General features: G+C 45.9%; 18 protein-coding genes. All 18 read left to right on the forward strand.

What is annotated here, in order from left to right; translation table 11 throughout:
- Positions 1-24: 24 nt before the first annotated feature.
- The 18 genes from J5X92_RS00850 (at position 25) to flhA (ending at position 19133) form a co-directional block, all read left to right on the forward strand.
- Positions 25-1188 (forward strand): ATP-binding protein, encoded by a 1164-nt coding sequence (locus tag J5X92_RS00850; RefSeq protein WP_013785109.1) that lies wholly within the window; start codon positions 25-27, stop codon positions 1186-1188.
- 18 nt (positions 1189-1206) lie between these two features.
- Positions 1207-2547: a sigma-54 dependent transcriptional regulator gene (locus tag J5X92_RS00855; protein ID WP_208804260.1), complete on the forward strand. Its 1341-nt coding sequence runs from the start codon at positions 1207-1209 to the stop codon at positions 2545-2547.
- A 392-nt stretch (positions 2548-2939) separates the two neighbouring features.
- A complete protein-coding gene (gene fliE / locus J5X92_RS00860; protein WP_013785107.1) occupies positions 2940-3269 on the forward strand; it encodes a flagellar hook-basal body complex protein FliE in 330 nt (109 codons plus the stop codon).
- A gap of 12 nt (positions 3270-3281) precedes the next feature.
- On the forward strand, positions 3282-4976 hold the full coding sequence (gene fliF / locus J5X92_RS00865; RefSeq protein WP_208804261.1) for a flagellar basal-body MS-ring/collar protein FliF: 1695 nt from the start codon (positions 3282-3284) through the stop codon (positions 4974-4976).
- A 13-nt stretch (positions 4977-4989) separates the two neighbouring features.
- Complete coding sequence (fliG, locus tag J5X92_RS00870; protein ID WP_013785105.1) at positions 4990-6030, forward strand: flagellar motor switch protein FliG; 1041 nt, start codon at positions 4990-4992, stop codon at positions 6028-6030.
- Between the two features lie 87 nt (positions 6031-6117).
- Complete coding sequence (fliH, locus tag J5X92_RS00875) at positions 6118-6903, forward strand: flagellar assembly protein FliH (protein WP_126871975.1); 786 nt, start codon at positions 6118-6120, stop codon at positions 6901-6903.
- The gene (gene fliI / locus J5X92_RS00880; protein WP_126871974.1) at positions 6896-8230 is read left to right on the forward strand and encodes a flagellar protein export ATPase FliI; all 1335 of its coding nucleotides are present in this window, start codon (positions 6896-6898) and stop codon (positions 8228-8230) included. The genes fliH and fliI overlap by 8 nt, the downstream gene beginning before the upstream one ends.
- 6 nt (positions 8231-8236) lie before the next feature.
- The gene (fliJ, locus tag J5X92_RS00885; protein WP_013785102.1) at positions 8237-8683 is read left to right on the forward strand and encodes a flagellar export protein FliJ; all 447 of its coding nucleotides are present in this window, start codon (positions 8237-8239) and stop codon (positions 8681-8683) included.
- A gap of 269 nt (positions 8684-8952) precedes the next feature.
- Complete coding sequence (locus J5X92_RS00890; protein WP_208804262.1) at positions 8953-11238, forward strand: flagellar hook-length control protein FliK; 2286 nt, start codon at positions 8953-8955, stop codon at positions 11236-11238.
- A gap of 150 nt (positions 11239-11388) precedes the next feature.
- Positions 11389-11925 carry a flagellar basal body-associated protein FliL gene (fliL, locus tag J5X92_RS00895; RefSeq protein WP_013785100.1) on the forward strand — a complete coding sequence of 179 codons (537 nt, stop codon included), beginning with the start codon at positions 11389-11391 and terminating at the stop codon, positions 11923-11925.
- A 13-nt stretch (positions 11926-11938) separates the two neighbouring features.
- On the forward strand, positions 11939-12997 hold the full coding sequence (fliM, locus tag J5X92_RS00900; RefSeq protein WP_013785099.1) for a flagellar motor switch protein FliM: 1059 nt from the start codon (positions 11939-11941) through the stop codon (positions 12995-12997).
- Positions 12998-13014: 17 nt separating this feature from the next.
- The gene (gene fliN, locus J5X92_RS00905; protein WP_013785098.1) at positions 13015-13416 is read left to right on the forward strand and encodes a flagellar motor switch protein FliN; all 402 of its coding nucleotides are present in this window, start codon (positions 13015-13017) and stop codon (positions 13414-13416) included.
- 28 nt (positions 13417-13444) lie between these two features.
- Positions 13445-13864 carry a flagellar biosynthetic protein FliO gene (gene fliO, locus J5X92_RS00910; RefSeq protein WP_013785097.1) on the forward strand — a complete coding sequence of 140 codons (420 nt, stop codon included), beginning with the start codon at positions 13445-13447 and terminating at the stop codon, positions 13862-13864.
- Entirely contained in the window at positions 13857-14615 is a 759-nt protein-coding gene (fliP, locus tag J5X92_RS00915) for a flagellar type III secretion system pore protein FliP (RefSeq protein WP_013785096.1), read from the forward strand. The genes fliO and fliP overlap by 8 nt, the downstream gene beginning before the upstream one ends.
- Positions 14616-14623: 8 nt before the next feature.
- Complete coding sequence (gene fliQ, locus J5X92_RS00920; RefSeq protein ID WP_013785095.1) at positions 14624-14893, forward strand: flagellar biosynthesis protein FliQ; 270 nt, start codon at positions 14624-14626, stop codon at positions 14891-14893.
- A gap of 1 nt (position 14894) precedes the next feature.
- Positions 14895-15674, forward strand: coding sequence for a flagellar biosynthetic protein FliR (gene fliR / locus J5X92_RS00925; protein ID WP_126871972.1), 780 nt, complete (start codon positions 14895-14897; stop codon positions 15672-15674).
- Between the two features lie 18 nt (positions 15675-15692).
- Entirely contained in the window at positions 15693-16823 is a 1131-nt protein-coding gene (gene flhB, locus J5X92_RS00930; RefSeq protein ID WP_208804264.1) for a flagellar biosynthesis protein FlhB, read from the forward strand.
- Positions 16824-17033: 210 nt separating this feature from the next.
- Positions 17034-19133, forward strand: coding sequence for a flagellar biosynthesis protein FlhA (flhA, locus tag J5X92_RS00935; RefSeq protein WP_013785092.1), 2100 nt, complete (start codon positions 17034-17036; stop codon positions 19131-19133).

The raw sequence follows: 19133 nt of genomic DNA on the forward strand, positions 1-19133 counted from the left end.
CGTCTTTAAATTGACGAGAGCCATATGATTTTTGATAGCACACACGACAGCAGTACTTCATCTTCTGAACAATTCACTTCATCTTATGATGTGCCTAGTGTCGAGCATGCGCTTGAGGCTGCAACACCGTCGTATGTGAGTGAAGCAGAAGTCAGTTCACTTCGTCGCCAAGCTAGTCGTTTGGAGAACTTGCTTCAGGTCATGCCAGCTGGCGTCATCGTTATTGACGGCAAAGGGGTTGTGCGTCAAGCCAATGACTTAGCTAAGGCATTGCTGGGTGAGCCGTTAGAAGAACAAATATGGCGTAGCATCATTGCTCGCTCATTTAACCCTCGTGCAGACGATGGTCATGAAGTGTCATTGGTAGATGGTCGTCGCGTTAAACTTTCTATAACGCCACTTGAAGACGAGCCAGGGCAGCTAATTGTTATTACCGATTTGACGGAAACACGTCGGCTCCAAGCCAGTGTCAGCCATATGCAGCGTTTATCTTCGTTAGGCAAAATGGTGGCATCGCTTGCACATCAGATTCGCACGCCTTTATCCGCCGCTATGCTTTATGCCTCTAATTTAACGCGAAAAGATTTACCCCAGCATGCATCTGAGCAATTTGCTCGAAAGATGACAGACAGACTGAAAGAGTTAGAAAGCCAAGTTAATGACATGCTGTTGTTCGCCAAGTCTGGTGAACAACAAGTTGTGAATACCTTGTCGCTTGCCAGCTTGCGAGAAGCCATTGAGCCGAATGCGCAAACCATCACTGCGCAGCAAGCACAAAAAATTGCTTTTCATGGCTTCGATTCAACGGATGCACTTATCACTGGGAATCTCACCGCGTTGCAAGGTGCTGTGCTGAACCTTATTCAAAATGCGAGTCAAGTTACGCCTAAGGGCTACACGGTTTCAGTTAATGCAGTAGTGCATGAAGATAAGGTGCTACTTTGCGTTAATGATAAGGGACCAGGTGTACCCAATACCCTAATCAATAAAATATTCGAGCCGTTCTTTACCACCAAAACTCATGGTACAGGGCTGGGGTTAGCCGTGGTGAAATCGGTAGCTAAAGCACATAACGGTTCGCTTAGCGTGGTAAATCTTAATGAAGGAGGTGCTTGCTTTACGCTTGCATTGCCTTGTAACACTCAGGCTATCGGGCAACACAATAAGCCTCACTCAAATGTCGCTTAATTGCTAGGAGAATTAGAAATGTCTAAAACAACTATTCTTATCGTGGAAGACGATGCTGGATTACGCGAAGCGTTGTACGACACCTTATTACTAGGCGATTACGATGTTGTAGATGCCGACTGTGCCGAGGCTGCGTTAATGGTATTAGCGGGTCGAAAGATAGATCTTGTGGTAAGTGATATCCAAATGGGTGAAATGAGTGGCCTTGCTTTATTAAAAAGCATTAAGGCGAAATACCCTCAACTTCCGGTGTTATTAATGACAGCGTACGCCACCATCGATGATGCCGTGCAGGCCATGCGAGATGGGGCTACTGATTATCTGTCCAAACCATTCGCGCCTGAAGTGCTACTTAATCTTGTTGGACGCTATGCGCCTGCACAAAAAGTCGAATCTTGCACGCCTATCGTGGCTGACCCTTCTAGTTTAAAATTACTCGAATTATCAAGAAAAGTGGCGAAGTCAGAAGCGACCGTGATGGTGCTTGGGCCAAGTGGTTCTGGTAAGGAAGTACTTTCCCGCTATATACACGACCAGTCTTCTCGCGCAGATGCACCTTTTGTGGCAATCAACTGCGCAGCTATTCCTGAAAATATGCTTGAAGCGACATTGTTTGGTTATGAAAAAGGCGCGTTTACCGGCGCTATTCAAGCTTGCCCAGGTAAGTTTGAACAAGCCCAAGGTGGTACACTGCTATTAGATGAAATTACTGAAATGGATTTAGCACTTCAGGCAAAGCTACTTCGTGTTATTCAAGAGCGTGAAGTAGAGCGGCTTGGTGGACGTAAAACGATTAAATTAGATGTACGGGTTATTGCAACCAGTAACCGAGATTTACGTAAAGCGGTAGAGCTTGGAAACTTTCGAGAAGATTTATATTACCGCCTAAATGTTTTCCCTATCACATGGCGCCCGCTCGCAGAGCGTCCAGGTGATATTGTACCGTTAGCGGAACACCTTATTAATCGTCACACAAGTGTGCAAGGCCTAGGCAATGTACGTCTCAGTGCAGCTGCACGAAACAAATTGGCGCAATATACATGGCCAGGTAACGTGCGAGAGCTTGAAAACGTTATTCAGCGGGCACTTATACTGTGTGAAGACGGCAGTATAGAGTCTGGTGACTTAATGATTGATATGGCTGTGCATGACGAGATGGCAGTAAAGCAGGACGAGCCCGAAGATAATAGTCGTTTAGGCTCAGAGCTTCGCCAGCAGGAGCATCAAATCATTCTTGATACACTTACTCTATGTAATGGTAAGCGTAAAGATGTGGCGGAAAAATTGGGTATCAGCCCTCGAACCTTACGCTATAAGTTAGCCAGAATGCGTGAAGACGGGATTGAATTACCGGCCTAACATCTCAAACTAGTTTGATAATGAGGGGCGATTAGCCCCTTATTTTTAACGCTTTAGCTGCTGTGCTTTTAGTATTGTACTTGCAGTTGTGCTTGTATTTATACTGGCTTGGACTGGGCGTCACGGCAACGTGCGAGACCTTCTGCGCTGCCACCGAGCATTTTTGCATCGCGTATTTACATAATCTTACGTCCATTCACTTTCTTGACGCTATTCTCCCCTCTCTGTCATAAAATTGGCAATTCCCTTGAAAAACCACATAACTCATTGTTTTTAAATTGATTTCAGATGGTTTTTAAAGTTGGCTTGCCGCTTGCTTATAGTTAAGCATAAGTAATTAAAGCGCATTGTCGTTAAGCGGCAATTCCCCACCGACATTCGAAGGAGTGGTTATGGACGTTAAAGCCAATAGTTTGTACCAAGAAATGCAAAGCATGATTGGGCAAACTCGTATGCCTGCAAACGAACTTCAACCATCAAACGAGATTAATCCCTCGGCCAACGAGTTCTCTACCATGCTTAAGCAAGCGGTAGATGGGGTTAATGGCATGCAATTAGAATCTAAAGATTTACAGCAGCGGTTTGAAATGGGTGATAAGTCACTAAGCCTTGCCGAAGTTATGCTAACTAAAGAAAAAGCAGGCATAGCTTTTGAGGCCACAGTGCAAGTACGTAACAAGGTACTTGAAGCGTATAAAACCATTATGAACATGCCGGTGTAGTTGGAGTAAGTCATGGCTGAAGCAACAGGCACAAATTTGACCGTTAACGACCCATCTATGGGTAACGATAGCGAGCCTGAGAATAAATCAGGATTCATGGATACCTTAGGCAGTGCAGACATGATGCGCCAAATGGCGTTAGTGGTAGTGCTTGTTATATGTGTCGCCATTGCAGTCTTCATATTAATTTGGGCACAAGAGCCTGATTTTCGTCCGTTAGCAAAAATGGAAACCCAAGAGCTTATTGAAACCTTGGATTATATGGACGCCAATCAAATCGAATATCGTTTAGAGGGGAATACGGTATACGTTCGAAGCGATGAATTTCAAACTATACGCTTGGGCATGACGCGTCAGGGCTTAACCGGCTCTTCCGATGCTGGAACCGATATTATCATGCAGGACATGGGATTCGGGGTAAGTCAGCGGGTAGAGATGGAACGCTTGAAACACGCCCGTGAGCAACAAATCGCTGCCACTATTGAAGATATCTCAAGTATACAAAAAGCACGGGTTCTATTGGCGATGCCAAAAGAAAATGTATTTGCTCGTCGTGAGAAAAAAGCCTCTGCTACTGTAGTACTTACTGCTAAGCGCGGCAAGGTGATTGCCGGAGAGGAAGTTGACTCAGTTATCGATATTGTGGCGTCAGCGGTACAAAACATGGAGCCATCTGCGGTAACGGTGACCGATAGCAATGGCCGATTACTAAATTCGGGTTCACAAGACTCGCTAAGTGCTCGAGCACGAAAAGAATATGAAATTGAAAGACAGCGCGAACAAGAATACCTAGAAAAAATTGACGCTATTCTTATTCCTGTTTTGGGAATTGGTAACTACACCGCGCAAGCGGATGTGAGTATGGACTTTACTGCACTAGAGCAAACTCAGCGTAGCTATAACCCCGATTTGCCAGCTGTTCGCAGCGAAATGATCAATGAACAAAATAGTGTGGGTGGTGGTGCTATGGGTATTCCTGGCGCGTTAACTAATCAACCTCCGTTAGACTCGAATATTCCTGAAAATCCAGAAGCAGGCGCACAAGCTACTCTGCCAGGAAGCACGTCGAAAGTATCTACTCGTAACTACGAACTAGACACCACCATTAGTCATACCAAAAAGCAAAGTGGCGTAATTCGCAGGTTAAGCGTATCGGTGGCGGTAGACTATCTTCAAGTTGCTGGTGAAGATGGTACTACCTCTGCAGAGCCTCGCAATCAAGAAGCGTTATTAAACATTCGCCGTTTGCTACAAGGTGGTGTTGGGTTTGATGTGACTCGTGGCGACTCGCTAGAAGTGGTGAGTGTTCCGTTCACTCGTATGGATGATGGTGTTATTGAAGATGCGCCAATATGGGAACAGCCCGCATTTTTGCCTATACTTAAGCTAGTCATTGGTGGTTTAGTTATTATCGTGCTTATCATCTTTGTGATAAGACCAATGCTACGTCGCTTGATTAACCCTGATGAGTCGAAAGAAGCTGACGACTTTGATGCAGATGAAGGTTTAGACCTTGGTGACGAAACCATTAGTATGCTGTCTACTGACTTCGATGAAGGTCAGGTGGGCTTCGCGGCAGATGGTTCACTAATGCTGCCAGATTTACATAAAGATGAAGACGTATTAAAAGCGGTTCGTGCACTGGTTGCGAACGAACCTGAATTGTCAGCCCAAGTTGTTAAGGGCTGGCTGATGCAAGATGAGTAAGTGAGAGCGTATTATGGCTGAAGAACTTGCCACTACTGAAGAAGCGTCCTATGACGTCAGTAAGCTAGAAGGGGTTGAAAAAGCCGCTATTTTGCTTCTGAGTTTGTCTGAAGAAGACGCTGCACAAATATTAAAACATCTTGAGCCAAAGCAAGTTCAAAAGCTGGGCTCTGAGATGGCAAAAGTGGATGATATGACGCAGACAAAAATTACGTCTGTGCATAAACACTTTATTGAAGAGATTCAAAACTACAGTACCATCGGCTTCCAGAGCCAAGACTTTGTTAAGCGAGCGCTTACTGCTGCATTAGGTGAAGATAAAGCGGCTAACTTAATTGACCAAATTCTGATGGGAAGTGGGGCGAAAGGCCTAGATTCGTTGAAGTGGATGGACTCGAAGCAAGTGGCCAGTATCATTCGAAACGAGCATCCTCAGATTCAAACCATTGTATTGTCGTATTTAGAGCCAGAGCAGAGTGCCGAAATATTGGCGCAGTTCCCAGAAAAAGTGCGCCTAGACTTGTTAATGCGTATTGCTAACCTTGAAGAAGTTCAGCCTGCTGCACTGCAAGAGCTTAACGAAATCATGGAGAAACAGTTCGCCGGTCAAGCGGGTACGCAAGCGGCTAAAATGGGCGGCCTGAAATCTGCCGCGAACATCATGAACTACCTTGATACCGCTATTGAAGGTCAGTTGATGGATGCCATCCGTGAACAAGACGAAGAGATGAGCCAGCAAATTCAAGATCTCATGTTTGTTTTCGACAACTTAGTCGATGTAGACGACAAAGGTATTCAAGCTATCTTGCGCGAAGTGCAACAAGATGCGCTGCTTAAGTCAATTAAAGGCGCCGATGAAGAGCTTAAGAACAAGATCATGAAGAATATGTCGAAGCGTGCAGCAGAAATGCTTAACGACGACCTTGAAGCCTTGGGGCCTGTACGTATATCTGAAGTTGAAACCGCACAGAAAGAAATTCTCTCTGTTGCCAGAAGACTGTCCGATTCAGGTGAGATTATGCTGGGCGGCGGAGGCGGTGAAGAGTTCTTATAACCCTTCATTAATTATTCGCCATTGTGGTTAAAATAGGCCTTTGCGTTAATTTTCCAAAGGCCTCATAAACGTTACCTGGGTAGATTGATGTCATCAAATAAAGGCTTCAGCGACGACGAATTAAATGATGCAAAACCTTGGGATTTGCCCTTCGTTGAACAGCCCGAAAAGCCACAAGATAAAGACAAAACCAATGCGCTGAATTTCCGTTCAGATTGGAAATACGAGCCACCGGAAGAGGAAGAAGCTGAAATTCTTCCTCCTACTGCGCAAGAAATTGAAGCGATTAGACAAGCTGCTCATGATGAAGGCTACGGACAAGGCAAAGCGCAAGGTTTCGAAGAAGGAAAAGCCGAAGGCCTAGAGTTGGGGCTTAGTGAAGGGCGTGAGTCTGGACACGCTGAGGGTCTTGAACAAGGGTTAGAAGAAGGTAAGGGCTTAATTTCTGCGCAAGTTGAAGTCTGGCAGCAACTTATCGAAAAGCTTCATACACCATTATCACAAGCCAACGACGAAACCCGCGACCAGCTAGTAAAGCTTGCAGTGACCCTTGCTAAATCGGTGATTAAAACCGAAATTACGTCGAATCATCAAGTGATTTTACAAGCCCTTAGCGAAGGAATGAAAGCTCTGCCGGTTAATCAAACTCGGTATCAAATTCATATGCATCCTGATGATATAGCGCTAGTAACCGAACATTATTCTGAAGCTACGTTGAAAGAGAAAGAGTGGCAATTCATTGAAGCGCCTACCATGGAGCGCGGTGGCTGTGACATTGCCACTGAACAAAACGCTGTAGATGTTTCCATTGAACGCCGCTGTCGCGATGTCATTGATAAATTCATGGTGAATCAGGGTTTATCAGATGACTAGCCCTTGGCATGCGCATTTCGACAGCTTGCAGAAGCAAGTGTCATCGCCGCCTATTGTGGCGGCAGGTAAACTGGTCAGAGGCATAGGCCTTACACTGGAAGCTGTTGGGTGCCAACTACCAGTCGGTAGCCAGTGCCTTGTGCAAACCATTGAAGGTGAAATTGAGGCTGAGGTGGTGGGGTTTGGCGCCGATATTACTTACCTCATGCCCACCGAAGCCGTACGGGGCATAGTGCCAGGAAGTCGGGTAATGCCGCTAAATCGACAAAGTGGTCTTGCTGTGGGTATGGGGCTGTTGGGCCGTGTGGTTGATGGTAACGGCAACCCGCTGGATGGCCTTGGCGAAATTCAAACTGAAACCCGCGTACCTACTACGCGGCCTCCTATTAACCCCTTAATTCGCCGCGCTATTACCCAACCTATGGATGTCGGTGTTCGCGCCATTAATGCATTGAATACCGTTGGCGTAGGTCAACGTATGGGGCTCTTTGCAGGCAGTGGCGTGGGGAAAAGTGTTTTACTCGGTATGATGACCCGGGGCTGCGAAGCCGACGTGGTTGTGGTTGGCTTGGTGGGAGAGCGGGGCCGAGAAGTAAAAGAATTTATCCACGATATCTTAACCGAAGAAGAGCGTGCCCGTGCGGTAGTGGTAGCAGCGCCTGCTGATACTTCACCGTTAATGCGCTTAAAGGGCTGCGAAACGGCAGTTACCATTGCTGAATACTTTCGCGATCGAGGTTTAAAAGTATTACTGCTTATCGACTCTCTTACTCGTTATGCCATGGCCCAACGTGAAATTGCATTAGCGGTGGGTGAGCCTCCCGCCACAAAAGGGTATCCGCCCTCGGTATTTGCCCGATTACCTGCATTGGTAGAAAGGGCGGGTAACGGAAGTGAGAAACAAGGTTCTATCACCGCCTTTTACACGGTACTTACCGAAGGTGACGATTTACAAGATCCCATTGCCGATGCCGCACGGGCTATTTTAGATGGCCACGTTGTGTTATCACGGACCCTCGCCGATAGCGGTCATTACCCCGCCATCGATATTGAAGCTTCTATTAGCCGTGTTATGCCTATGGTGGTCAGCGATGAACATCAACAAATGGCACGCAGAGTAAGGCAAGTTTATTCAAACTATAAACAAAACCAAGACCTCATTTCTATTGGTGCTTATGCCAAAGGTTCAGACCCTCGTATCGACTTAGCCATACGAGCGGAGCCTGCAATTAACGCGTTCCTGCAGCAAGGTATGAAGAACGTGTTGCCTTATGATGAATGTTTAGAGGGCATGGCTGCATTAGCGAAAGGCTTAGGACAAGGGTAATTAATTATGTCTAAACAACTAGAGCGTCTGGCTGAGTTTGAACGAGAAAGAGAGCAACGCATTGCGCAAATGTTCCAACAAGCGCAGCAAAATGTGATGCAGCAGAAACAAAAGCTCACCAGCCTCGAGCAATATAGAATTGATTACTTAAAAGGCATTCAGCAAACGGGAAAGGCGGGTGTGACTGCTACCCATTACCAACAGCATTTATCGTTTGTAGGCAAATTAGATAAAGCCTGTGAACAGCAAATGAATGTGATAGCACAAGCGAATATGGCTGCCGATCAACGCAAGCAGCTTTGGCTTAAGCAGCAGCAAAAAGTGAAAGCGGTAGAGTTGCTTCTTAATAAACGCCATTTAGCTAAAGTGGCAAAAGAGGCGAGGGCTGAGCAAGCTATGATGGACGAATTTGCCACACAGAAATTTTTTAGAAGCGGAAAAACATTCTTCTAGTCAGTTTGTCCAATTTGCTACTTACCCCAAGTCGTTCAATCCTTTCGATTTTTTAAATACCTCGTCGTTTAATCTCCACAATGGAACACTCTTTGCAAATTCGTTAGTCATTAATGTGTTTATTCGCCTAATTTGAATACTGATACGGAAGCTTTTTTAAAGTTAAGTGTCGGCCTACAGCCCACGGACACTGGGGATGTAGAGATAAAACGATTCAATCTGGGTTTTCATGGTTCTGACTTTTAAAGTCATAGCAGGACGGTAAAAATATGATGCAACAAGTTGCCGCACAAAAAACAGACATTGCCGCATTGCCTTTTTCAGCTTCATCAACGGCAAAAGCCGTAGAAGCTGGCATGGGCGCAGATGATTCATCGCAGAATAACAACGCGTTTGAAGCTGCGTATATTCAAGCTAAAGAATCGAGTGCAAAGTCTCTCGAGGCCCAGAACAAAAGTCATTCCTCGCGACACACCAGCGCCTCAGTCAGCGACAGTGCAAACCCTGCTATCGATAAGAAATCGGCTAATAACCGCTCGGTTGACCCAGAGGAAGGAAATGTTGACTTACCTCCGGTAAAAGATGATGAAGCGCAAGCGCGAAATGGCGATCAAGCGGACCAAACAGGCAATAAAGGCGAAGTGGGGGATGTAACCCCACCTGGCGAAGACACGGATGAATCGGCAAATACTGACATTGCTGATGCGCAGGCACGTCGAATTGACGCTGATGCAAACAAAGGCGGTAAAGACGATGGCCTAAATAACGGTGAAAATAACGATAATAAGAAAGACTTCTTTGGCGGCCATATCGATTTACCACCCGAAGAGTTAACGAGTATTGGAAGCGGGGATAGCGAAAGCTCCACAGACTGGATTGAGTATGTAACATCAATGATAGGCGCTTCTAGTGACGCTGAGGTTTCTTCAGATGCCGAAGCTAGCAGTAACACGGCCAGTATCGATGATTTATTAAACGCTGGCGAGATAGAGGATGCCGAATTAGCTGCGAAGCAATCAGCACAAGCTTTGCTAGCGGGTGATGAGTTGATGAGCGAAGACGTACTAAGTGCGTTGGCGTTAAATAACGGCAGCAACGAAAGCGATGCAGCAGTAAACGATACATTAACCTCAACGAGTCTTCCTGAGGATGTTGATACAAGCTCAGCAACAGAAATAACCGCTTATTTAATGAACTTGCTAGAGAATCAAGCCGGTGAGGAACTTGGTCAAGATGCAGGCGAAGGGCTTAGTAGTGAAACCTTAGAAGCAGTAAAAGCACTCACCGCGGCCTTATTGGCTAAAGCAAATGAAAACGCTGCAACAACCGATGTCGATGCAGGGCAGTCTGAAAAAGTCGATCCCTTAGCTAACCTGCTTGCGCAGTTTTTAGGTGATGCTAGCGAAAATGGCGAAGAAACTTCTGATGCTCAAACACAGAATTCAGAGCACGCGCTATTAGTCGAACAAGAAGCCGCAGATGAACCAGCCTTGAGTGCCGATGAGGTGTTAGTATTAAGTATTCTTCAAGAACAAATTACTGCGCAAACTGACACCAAAGAGACGCTAAATGCAGCGCTAGCCAACGGTGTTTCAAGCCAATCTACTGCATCAACGCAAACGAATAGCAATCCTATCGATACAGTCTCCACAGAAGCTAGCGATATACTTACCGATAGCCAAGGCGAGTCTTTATTGCAGTCAATTGCGATGATGTCACCAGAAAGTGCGCAAAAGGCGGCTGAAGCATTTGCCGAACGCGTAGCGGCATCATTACCTACTGCGACAACCGCAGCCCAACAGCAAGTGGTTAAGTCTAACTTGATTGCTGGCATAAACGAGTTTCAGCAACAAGTCGCTCAAGGGCGTGAGCCAGGAATAGATCTTTCGGCACTTGTAGCCGATGCAGCGTCTGAAGCAGGGTTAACACAAACACAAATGCAGAATGTAGCGGGGCAAACTGATGCGCTCGCAGGCCAATTTATGCAATTGGTAAACGGCACCCAGCAAAGCGCTCATCAAGCATTGCAAAGTGAGCTCGTCAGTATCGATTCTCACATGAATGAAAACAACCAAGTTCGCGCGGAGTCGACCAAATCTCAGCTTCAATTTGAGGGCGCTGACAAACCGGTCAATATTTTAAAGCCTGAAGGTCAGCAACAATTGCATGAGAAAATTCGCTGGATGGTGAATGCGCGAAACAGTATGGCAGAAATTAGGCTCGATCCGCCTGAACTGGGCAGTATGCAGGTACGAGTGAATGTATCGGGTGATGCAGCCAGTGTGAGCTTCATTGTGCAGTCACAGCACGCTAAAGATGCACTAGCCGATGCCATGCCTAGGTTAAAAGATATGCTAGCAGAGCAAGGCATTAATTTAGGTGAATCAGAAGTGCGTAAAGATAACTCATCACAAAATGGTGATGGAAGTGGCCAGCAACTTGCAGGTAACGGTGTACCTAGCCAAGATATCGACGGTGAGTTCGACGAGGGTTCCACGGTGATAGAGCAGTCTGTCACAAGGGAAGCGAAAGGCGGTATAGACTATTACGCTTAGTAGGTTGATAGCGAAGGCAAAGACTTAAGTAGGGTTGATGTACAATTGCGCTATCTGCTATAAGAACTGCAAATTTATGCAGGCTTACGTTGCCATTTGCGTCGTAAGCCTGATAATACGAGTTCCTCGTGGGATATTGACGGATTAGACATGGCTGAAGAAGAGTTACAGATTGAAGAAGGTGGTAAAAAGAAAGGCAAAATGATGCTGATTATTATTATCGCCGTGGTGTTAGTTGGCGGTGGTGCAGCAGCCTATTTTCTTTTATTCGCTGGTGGTGAGGAGCCTGTAGCTGCAGAGCAACTTGCCGAAACCGACGAGCAAGCCGCCACTGAAGCAGCGGCCCCAGGCGGAAGCGCAGAAGTAGGTACCGCCTTGTACGTTGCTATGCCGCGCCCTTTCGTTTTTAACGTTCCGGGTACAGGTCGAGACCGATTAGTACAAATTAAAGTGCAGCTTCTAGTGCGGGGTTCAGACAATGAAGAGTTGGCTAAAACCCACATACCGTTAATTGAAGGTACTTTGCTGCAAGTCTTTAGTACATCAAATGCCGATGATTTGGTGACTGAAGCAGGAAAAATTGAACTGCGTGAACAAGCGGTGACTGAAGTACAAAAAGTGCTTAAAGACATCGCGGGAAGTGATGTGGTTGAGCGTGTGCTCTTCACTGGTTTTGTGATGCAATAACAGGTAGATAACTGTGAGTGATTTATTATCTCAAGATGAAATCGATGCCCTTCTACACGGGGTAGACGATGTAGAAGAAGACGAGGTTGGCGATGCCGACTCCGATGCTTCTACGCTAGAGTACGACTTCTCGTCACAGGATAGGATTGTTCGTGGGCGTATGCCTACACTGGAAATCGTTAATGAACGCTTTGCCCGTCACATGCGGGTGAGTTTGTTCAACATGATGCGCCGTTCTGCGGAAGTGTCAATTAACGGTATTCAAATGATTAAGTTCGGTGAATACATTCATACCTTGTTTGTACCCACTAGCTTGAACATGGTGCGGTTTCGCCCGCTTAAAGGTACCGGCCTTATTACCATGGAAGCCCGCTTGGTTTTCATTCTGGTAGATAACTTCTTTGGAGGTGATGGCCGCTATCATGCAAAAATTGAAGGGCGGGAATTTACGCCAACAGAGCGGCGTATTATTCAAATGCTGCTTAAGATTATTTTTGAAGATTATAAAGAAGCGTGGGCGCCAGTAATGGACGTGTCTTTTGAGTATTTAGACTCAGAAGTAAACCCCGCGATGGCGAACATTGTGAGCCCCACTGAAGTGGTGGTGATTAGCTCGTTTCATATAGAGCTTGACGGTGGTGGTGGCGATTTCCACGTGTCACTTCCATACTCAATGCTAGAGCCTATCCGCGAATTGCTAGATGCGGGTGTGCAAAGTGATAAAGAAGACACTGATTTACGTTGGAGTAAAGCACTTCGCGATGAAATCATGGACGTAAAAGTGGCACTGACAACCCACATGCTTGATGTGGATGTGTCATTACGCCAAGTAATGGAATTTAAGCCAGGAGAAATTATTCCTGTGGAAATGCCAGAAACCATTACTGTGCTAATTGAAGATTTACCTACGTTCAGAGCTAAGCTAGGTCGCTCACGAGATAACTTAGCCCTGAAGATAGTAGAAAAGATTGCAAGACCGACTTCTGTGAAGTCTGAGCTACAATTATTAACCCGCGGCGGGCGCATTATAGATAATGATGCTGAGCTGCAAGTACTCGAAGAAGACCTGTAAGGTGAGGGGAATATCCCATGAGTGAAGACGGTATGGACGATTGGGCTGCCGCCATGGCGGAGCAAGCCGATTCTGAGGCTGACGATCAGGAAAATGATGATGTTCAGGTTGCAGAACTCGACGAATTAACCGACGACACACCCATAACCCAAGAAGAGAAAAAGAAGCTGGATACCATTTTGGATATTCCAGTCACTATCTCGATGGAAGTAGGGCGTAGTCAAATAAGTATCCGAAATCTGCTACAGTTGAACCAGGGATCTGTGGTGGAGCTGGACCGAGTTGCTGGTGAGCCATTAGATGTATTGGTAAATGGCACGTTGATTGCTCATGGTGAAGTAGTAGTGGTCAACGATAAATTCGGTATTCGGTTAACGGATGTTATTAGTCAAATCGAGAGAATCAAGAAGCTTCGATAAATCTTCTTACATAGCAAGGGGTTGCGCAATGCTGCCCCTTATATTTACGCAAGTAGTGAATGCGCAATCTACCCAATCAATCACTAACCCCACCTCTGTAGTGTCAATTTTTCTATCACTTCTTTTAGTGGTTGGAATTATTTTTGCGCTTGCTTACCTCATGCGTCGGTTTAATGTCGGTAACATGGGTAGTGGGCAAATGAAGGTGGTCGCCAGTATGGTGGCAGGCACTAAAGAAAAAATAATGGTTATTCAGGTGGGCGATGAACAGCACCTAGTGGGCGTGACCAGTCATAATATTTCCCATTTAAGTAAACTTGAAAAGCACTTGGACACACCAGTGGCAAATGGGCAGCAAGGCAGCGGTGACGCATTTAAACAAAAGCTGGTTGCCGCCATGGCAGGTAAGCTGAACCCTTCAATAAAGGAAGATAAAAACGATGCGTAAGTTTTGGACCGCATTTTTTGTAGTGTTAGCTTCTTGGGTGATTGCTGAGCCTGCACTGGCACAGCAAGGCATTTCAGCCGTGACCGTTGTGACTAATGACGATGGGTCGCAAGATTACACTATGACGTTACAAGCGCTGTTTATCATGACAGCGCTCAGTCTTATTCCTGCATTCATCATGATGATGACCTCGTTCACCCGCATCATAGTGGTGTTATCAATTTTGCGCCAAGCGATTGGTTTGCAGCAATCTCCTTCTAACCAAATTTTGGTTGGGGTGAGTTTGTTTTTGTCTATGTTTATTATGGCACCGGTGTTTGAAGAAATTAATGAACGCGCATTGCAGCCTTATCTGTCGGAACAAATGACAAGTTTGGATGCCATAGAGCAAGCTAAAGGGCCTATGCGCGCCTTTATGCTGTCGCAAACTCGGGTGAAAGATTTAGAAACCTTTGTGCGTATTGCTGGTGATGAGGGGAAATATGCAGATACAGACGAAGTACCGCTAACTATCCTTATTCCTGCGTTCGTGACCAGCGAGCTAAAAACCGCGTTCCAAATCGGATTTATGTTGTTTATTCCGTTTCTTATTATCGACCTTGTAGTGGCCTCAATATTGATGGCCATGGGTATGATGATGTTGTCGCCCATGATTGTTTCACTGCCATTTAAGCTCATGTTGTTTGTGTTAGTTGATGGCTGGAATCTAATATTTGGCACACTGGCTACCAGCTTCGGTATGGGTGTGTAGGAGGGCTTATGTCACCAGAAGTCTTTGTTGAAATACTCCGCGAAGCCATGTTTATGGTTATCGTTCTGGTGTCTGCGGTTATTGTTCCAAGTCTTATTGTAGGGTTAGTGGTAGCCGTGTTTCAGGCTGCTACCTCAATTAACGAGCAGACCATGAGTTTCTTGCCGCGCTTACTTGTTACCTTACTAGCGCTTAGCTGGGGTGGTAACTGGCTAGTACAAAAGTTAATGGACTTCACTTTCCACATGGTAGAAATGATACCTCAGGTTGTCGGTTAATATGGTCGTTGAACTGGCTACCATCAATCAGTTTCTTGCTGATTTAATGCTGCCTTTTATGCGCATTAGTGGCCTGTTTGTGGCGATGATTGGCTTAAGTGCACAATCTATTCCTCCGCAAGTTCGTGCTTTGCTAGGTATTATGCTGACCCTTATTATCATGCCGGTAGTGCCGCCAGCACCTGTTGATGATTTAGTGAATCTAGGTACATTCATTCTTGGCATTCAGCAGTTGTTAATTGGTGTCGCTATCGGGTTTGTTTCCATGATGGTGCTAAATACCTTTGTACTGGCTGGGCAAATTATCGCGATGCAAACGGGCTTAGGTTTCGCCTCAATCGTAGACCCCGTCAATGGTATTAACGTGCCAGCCGTAGGCCAATTTTACTTAATTCTAGCTACCTTGCTTTTTTGGACCTTAGACGGGCATCTCGCGATGATCCACATGATTGTGTTGAGCTTTCATGCGTTCCCAATAGGAGAAGCATGGTGGACAGGGGAGCAGTTTAGGGAAATTGCCCACTGGGGCGGTTGGATGTTTATCTCAGCGATTACGTTGTCATTGGCGCCCATTGTGTCCCTTCTCATTGTAAATTTAGCGTTTGGCGTAATGACCAAAGCGGCACCTCAGCTTAATATTTTCAGTATCGGCTTTTCTATTGCCCAGGTGATGGGGTTGCTCATCATTTGGATAACCCTAGATAACTTTACTGCGCATTTTGAAACGCAGTGGCTGCGGGCAGAGCAGTTTATGTGTCAACTTCTTAGGATTTGCCCATGAAAATAAGTCAGGTGATACATGGCTGATTCAGATTCTAGCGAAAAAACAGAAGACCCCACGGGGAAAAAACTCGAAGACACCCGAAAAAAAGGGCAGATAGCCCGATCCCGAGAGCTATCCACAACCTTAGTGTTAGTGGTCAGTGCCTTTATGTTTTTGTTCGTTGGAGGCTGGATTGCCGAGTCGGTATTTAAGCTGACGCAGCGCATGTTTGTTCTGTCTCGAGATGAAACCTACGATACCACCCATATGTTTGGTGCATGGGGTGAAGCAATTTCGACAGTCAGTGTACCTGTATTGCTTTATATGACGGTGGCCATGTTAGCCGGAATATATGGCTCTATTGCGTTAGGCGGCTACAACTTCACCTGGGAAGGTGCCAAATTTAAAGGCTCTAAAATGAGTCCGCTTAGTGGATTTAAGCGTATGTTTGGCATGAATGGCTTGGTAGAATTAATTAAATCTATCGCCAAAGTGGTTGTCATCGTTGGGATGGCATTAGGTGCACTGCTGTTTTTTGAAGACGAAGGGCTGCACCTTGATTTAGAGCTGTACCCGGGTAATATTTTTCACGCGTTAGATATGCTGAAATGGGCTTTTATCATGTTGGTTTGCGGCATGATACCTATTGCGCTTATTGATGTGCCTTATCAAATTTATAAGCACAACAAAGAAATTAAGATGACTAAGCAAGAGGTGAAAGACGAGCGTAAAAACTCTGAAGGTGATCCTTTGGTAAAAGGGCGCATCCGTCGCTTGCAGTATCAAGCTGCCACTAAACGAATGATGCAAGAAGTTCCTCAGGCCGATGTGGTGGTAACCAACCCAACTCATTACTCTGTAGCAATAAAATATGATGACAGTGGTAATCGTGCCCCAGTCGTTGTGGCAAAAGGCACCGATGAATTAGCCATGCATATTCGTAAAATAGCCACTGCTAACGATGTACCGCTTATTCCATCGCCCATGTTAGCCCGAGCCGTTTACTACTCAACTGAGATTGACGGTGAAGTGCCTAATGCCTTGTTTATGGCGGTAGCGCAAGTATTAGCCCACGTTTATCAGTTAAAAGCACACAGAGCGGGTAAAGGGAAACGACCCAAACCGCTTAAACGTGATTTACCCATACCACCAGAGCTACGCCGTTAGAGCGCTGCTTTTGGCCTAAATTAGCGCTAAATTACGGCTAAGATATCGCTAAGGCCAGGGCTCAAAGTGAGCCCCTCTTAATTGTAATTCTGTAAATTGCGCCCCTCCTACTTACGTTTAATCGGTTTTGTATAAAGCTGGCACGGTAGTTGTAATACTCATTGAAAGATAGCGTTAAGCGTCAATTTTCCGATAGAGAGACTCCCTGTAATGCAGTTATCCGGTTACCTTCAGCGATTCGATAAAAGTCAGCTGCAGAACATTACCAGTGGCTTAGGCGCTCCCATTGTTCTTCTTGCCATTATGGGCATGGTTATTCTTCCCATGCCGCCATTTCTGCTCGACGTATTGTTCAGCTTTAATATAGCCCTGTCTTTAGTCATTATTTTGGTGGCAGTATTAACGCAAAAGCCAGTTGATTTCGGTATTTTTCCCCTAGTATTACTTATCGCTACTGTTTTGCGCTTAGCGCTAAACGTGGCCTCTACCCGTGTGGTATTGCTTTATGGGCATGAGGGGGGCGATGCGGCTGGTAAGGTTATCGAAGCATTTGGTGCGGTGGTTATTGGCGGCAACTATGCAGTGGGTGTGGTGGTCTTTGCTATCTTGCTTATTATCAACTTTAAAGTAGTCACCGCCGGTGCTGGGCGTATTTCAGAAGTAAGTGCCCGCTTTACGCTTGATGCCATGCCAGGTAAGCAAATGGCTATTGATGCCGATTTGAATGCGGGTTATATCGACCAAGATCAGGCGCGTGCTCGCCGAGAAGAAATAACCGCCGAAGCAGACTTTTATGGCTCAATGGACGGTGCGTCAAAATTTGTGAAAGGTGATGCGGTCGCCGGACTCTTTATCATGCTTATCAATATTGTGGGTGGCCTTTTTATTGGCATGATTCAACACGGATTAAGTTTTGGTAACGCCATCGAGGTATACACCATTTTAACCATTGGTGACGGTTTGGTGGCGCAAATACCCTCACTGTTACTGTCTGTGGCTACCGCTATTATTGTTACTCGTGAAAACGAAACCCAAGAAATGGGCAAAGAAATACGTAGTCAATTAGGTAACAGCCAAGCCCTTTATATTGCCTCTGGTGTTTTATTTGTCATGGGGATTATTCCTGGTATGCCTCATTTGGCCTTTATTGGGTTTTCAGTGCTTATCGCTGGTTACGCTTATTGGCAGGGTGTTGCGGCTAAACGCGAGGCAGAAAAACCTAAAACCCCAGCGAATATCGTGAAAGATGACACTGTTGCGCCCGAAATAAAAGAGCTTGGGTGGGATGATGTGCAGCACGTAGATACCATCGGTTTAGAAGTCGGGTACCGATTAATCCCCTTAGTAGATAAGTCTCAGGGCGGAGAACTGCTCACTCGTATCAAAGGGGTGCGTAAGAAGTTATCTCAAGAGTTAGGCTTTCTTATTCCACCGGTGCACATTCGCGATAATTTAGATTTAGAACCTAATTTATACACCATTGCGATGTTGGGCGTAACTATTGGCGATGCGCAAATAAGTCACGATGAAGAACTTGCGATTAATCCGGGTCAAGTATTTGGCAAGCTGGAAGGCCGTGCAACCAAAGACCCTGCCTTTGGCTTAGATGCGGTATGGATAAAACCGAATAAGCGTGAGCATGCGCAAACACTGGGTTATACCGTGGTTGATGCTGCTACTGTGGTTGCTACTCATTTAAGTCAATTGCTGACTAACAACGCCTACCAACTACTTGGACATGAAGAAGCGCAGCAGCTTCTAGATATGCTAGCTAAGCAGCATCCTAAACTAGTTGAAGGGTTAGTGCCTGATATTCTGCCGTTAAGCACCATTGTTAAAGTGCTGCAAACCTTGCTGTTTGAAGGAGTGCCTATTCGTGACATGCGTACCATTGTACAAACCTTGAGCGAATACGGCCCGCGTAGCCAAGACCCAGATGTACTAGTGTCTGCGGTACGTATTGCGCTTAAACGCCTAATCACCCAAGAAATTACCCAAGGTGCGAAAGAGATACCCGTCATAACCTTGGCGCCAGAGTTGGAACAGATGTTGCACCAGTCATTACAAGCAGGTGGCGAAGATGGCGCTGGTATAGAACCAGGACTGGCCGATAAGCTGCAAAAATCATTGCAGCAAGCTAGTCAGCAACAAGAATTAGAAGGTGAGCCTGCAGTACTTCTCACTTCCGGTATGTTGCGCCCCGTACTATCTCGCTTCTTAAAGTATTCGGTCGCGGGTTTACATGTACTTTCCTATCAGGAAGTACCCGACGATAAGCAGATAAAAATAGTCAGTTCGGTCGGTCAATAA

It is taken from the genome of Alteromonas sp. K632G, assembly GCF_017653625.1.
Classification (GTDB): domain Bacteria; phylum Pseudomonadota; class Gammaproteobacteria; order Enterobacterales; family Alteromonadaceae; genus Alteromonas; species Alteromonas naphthalenivorans.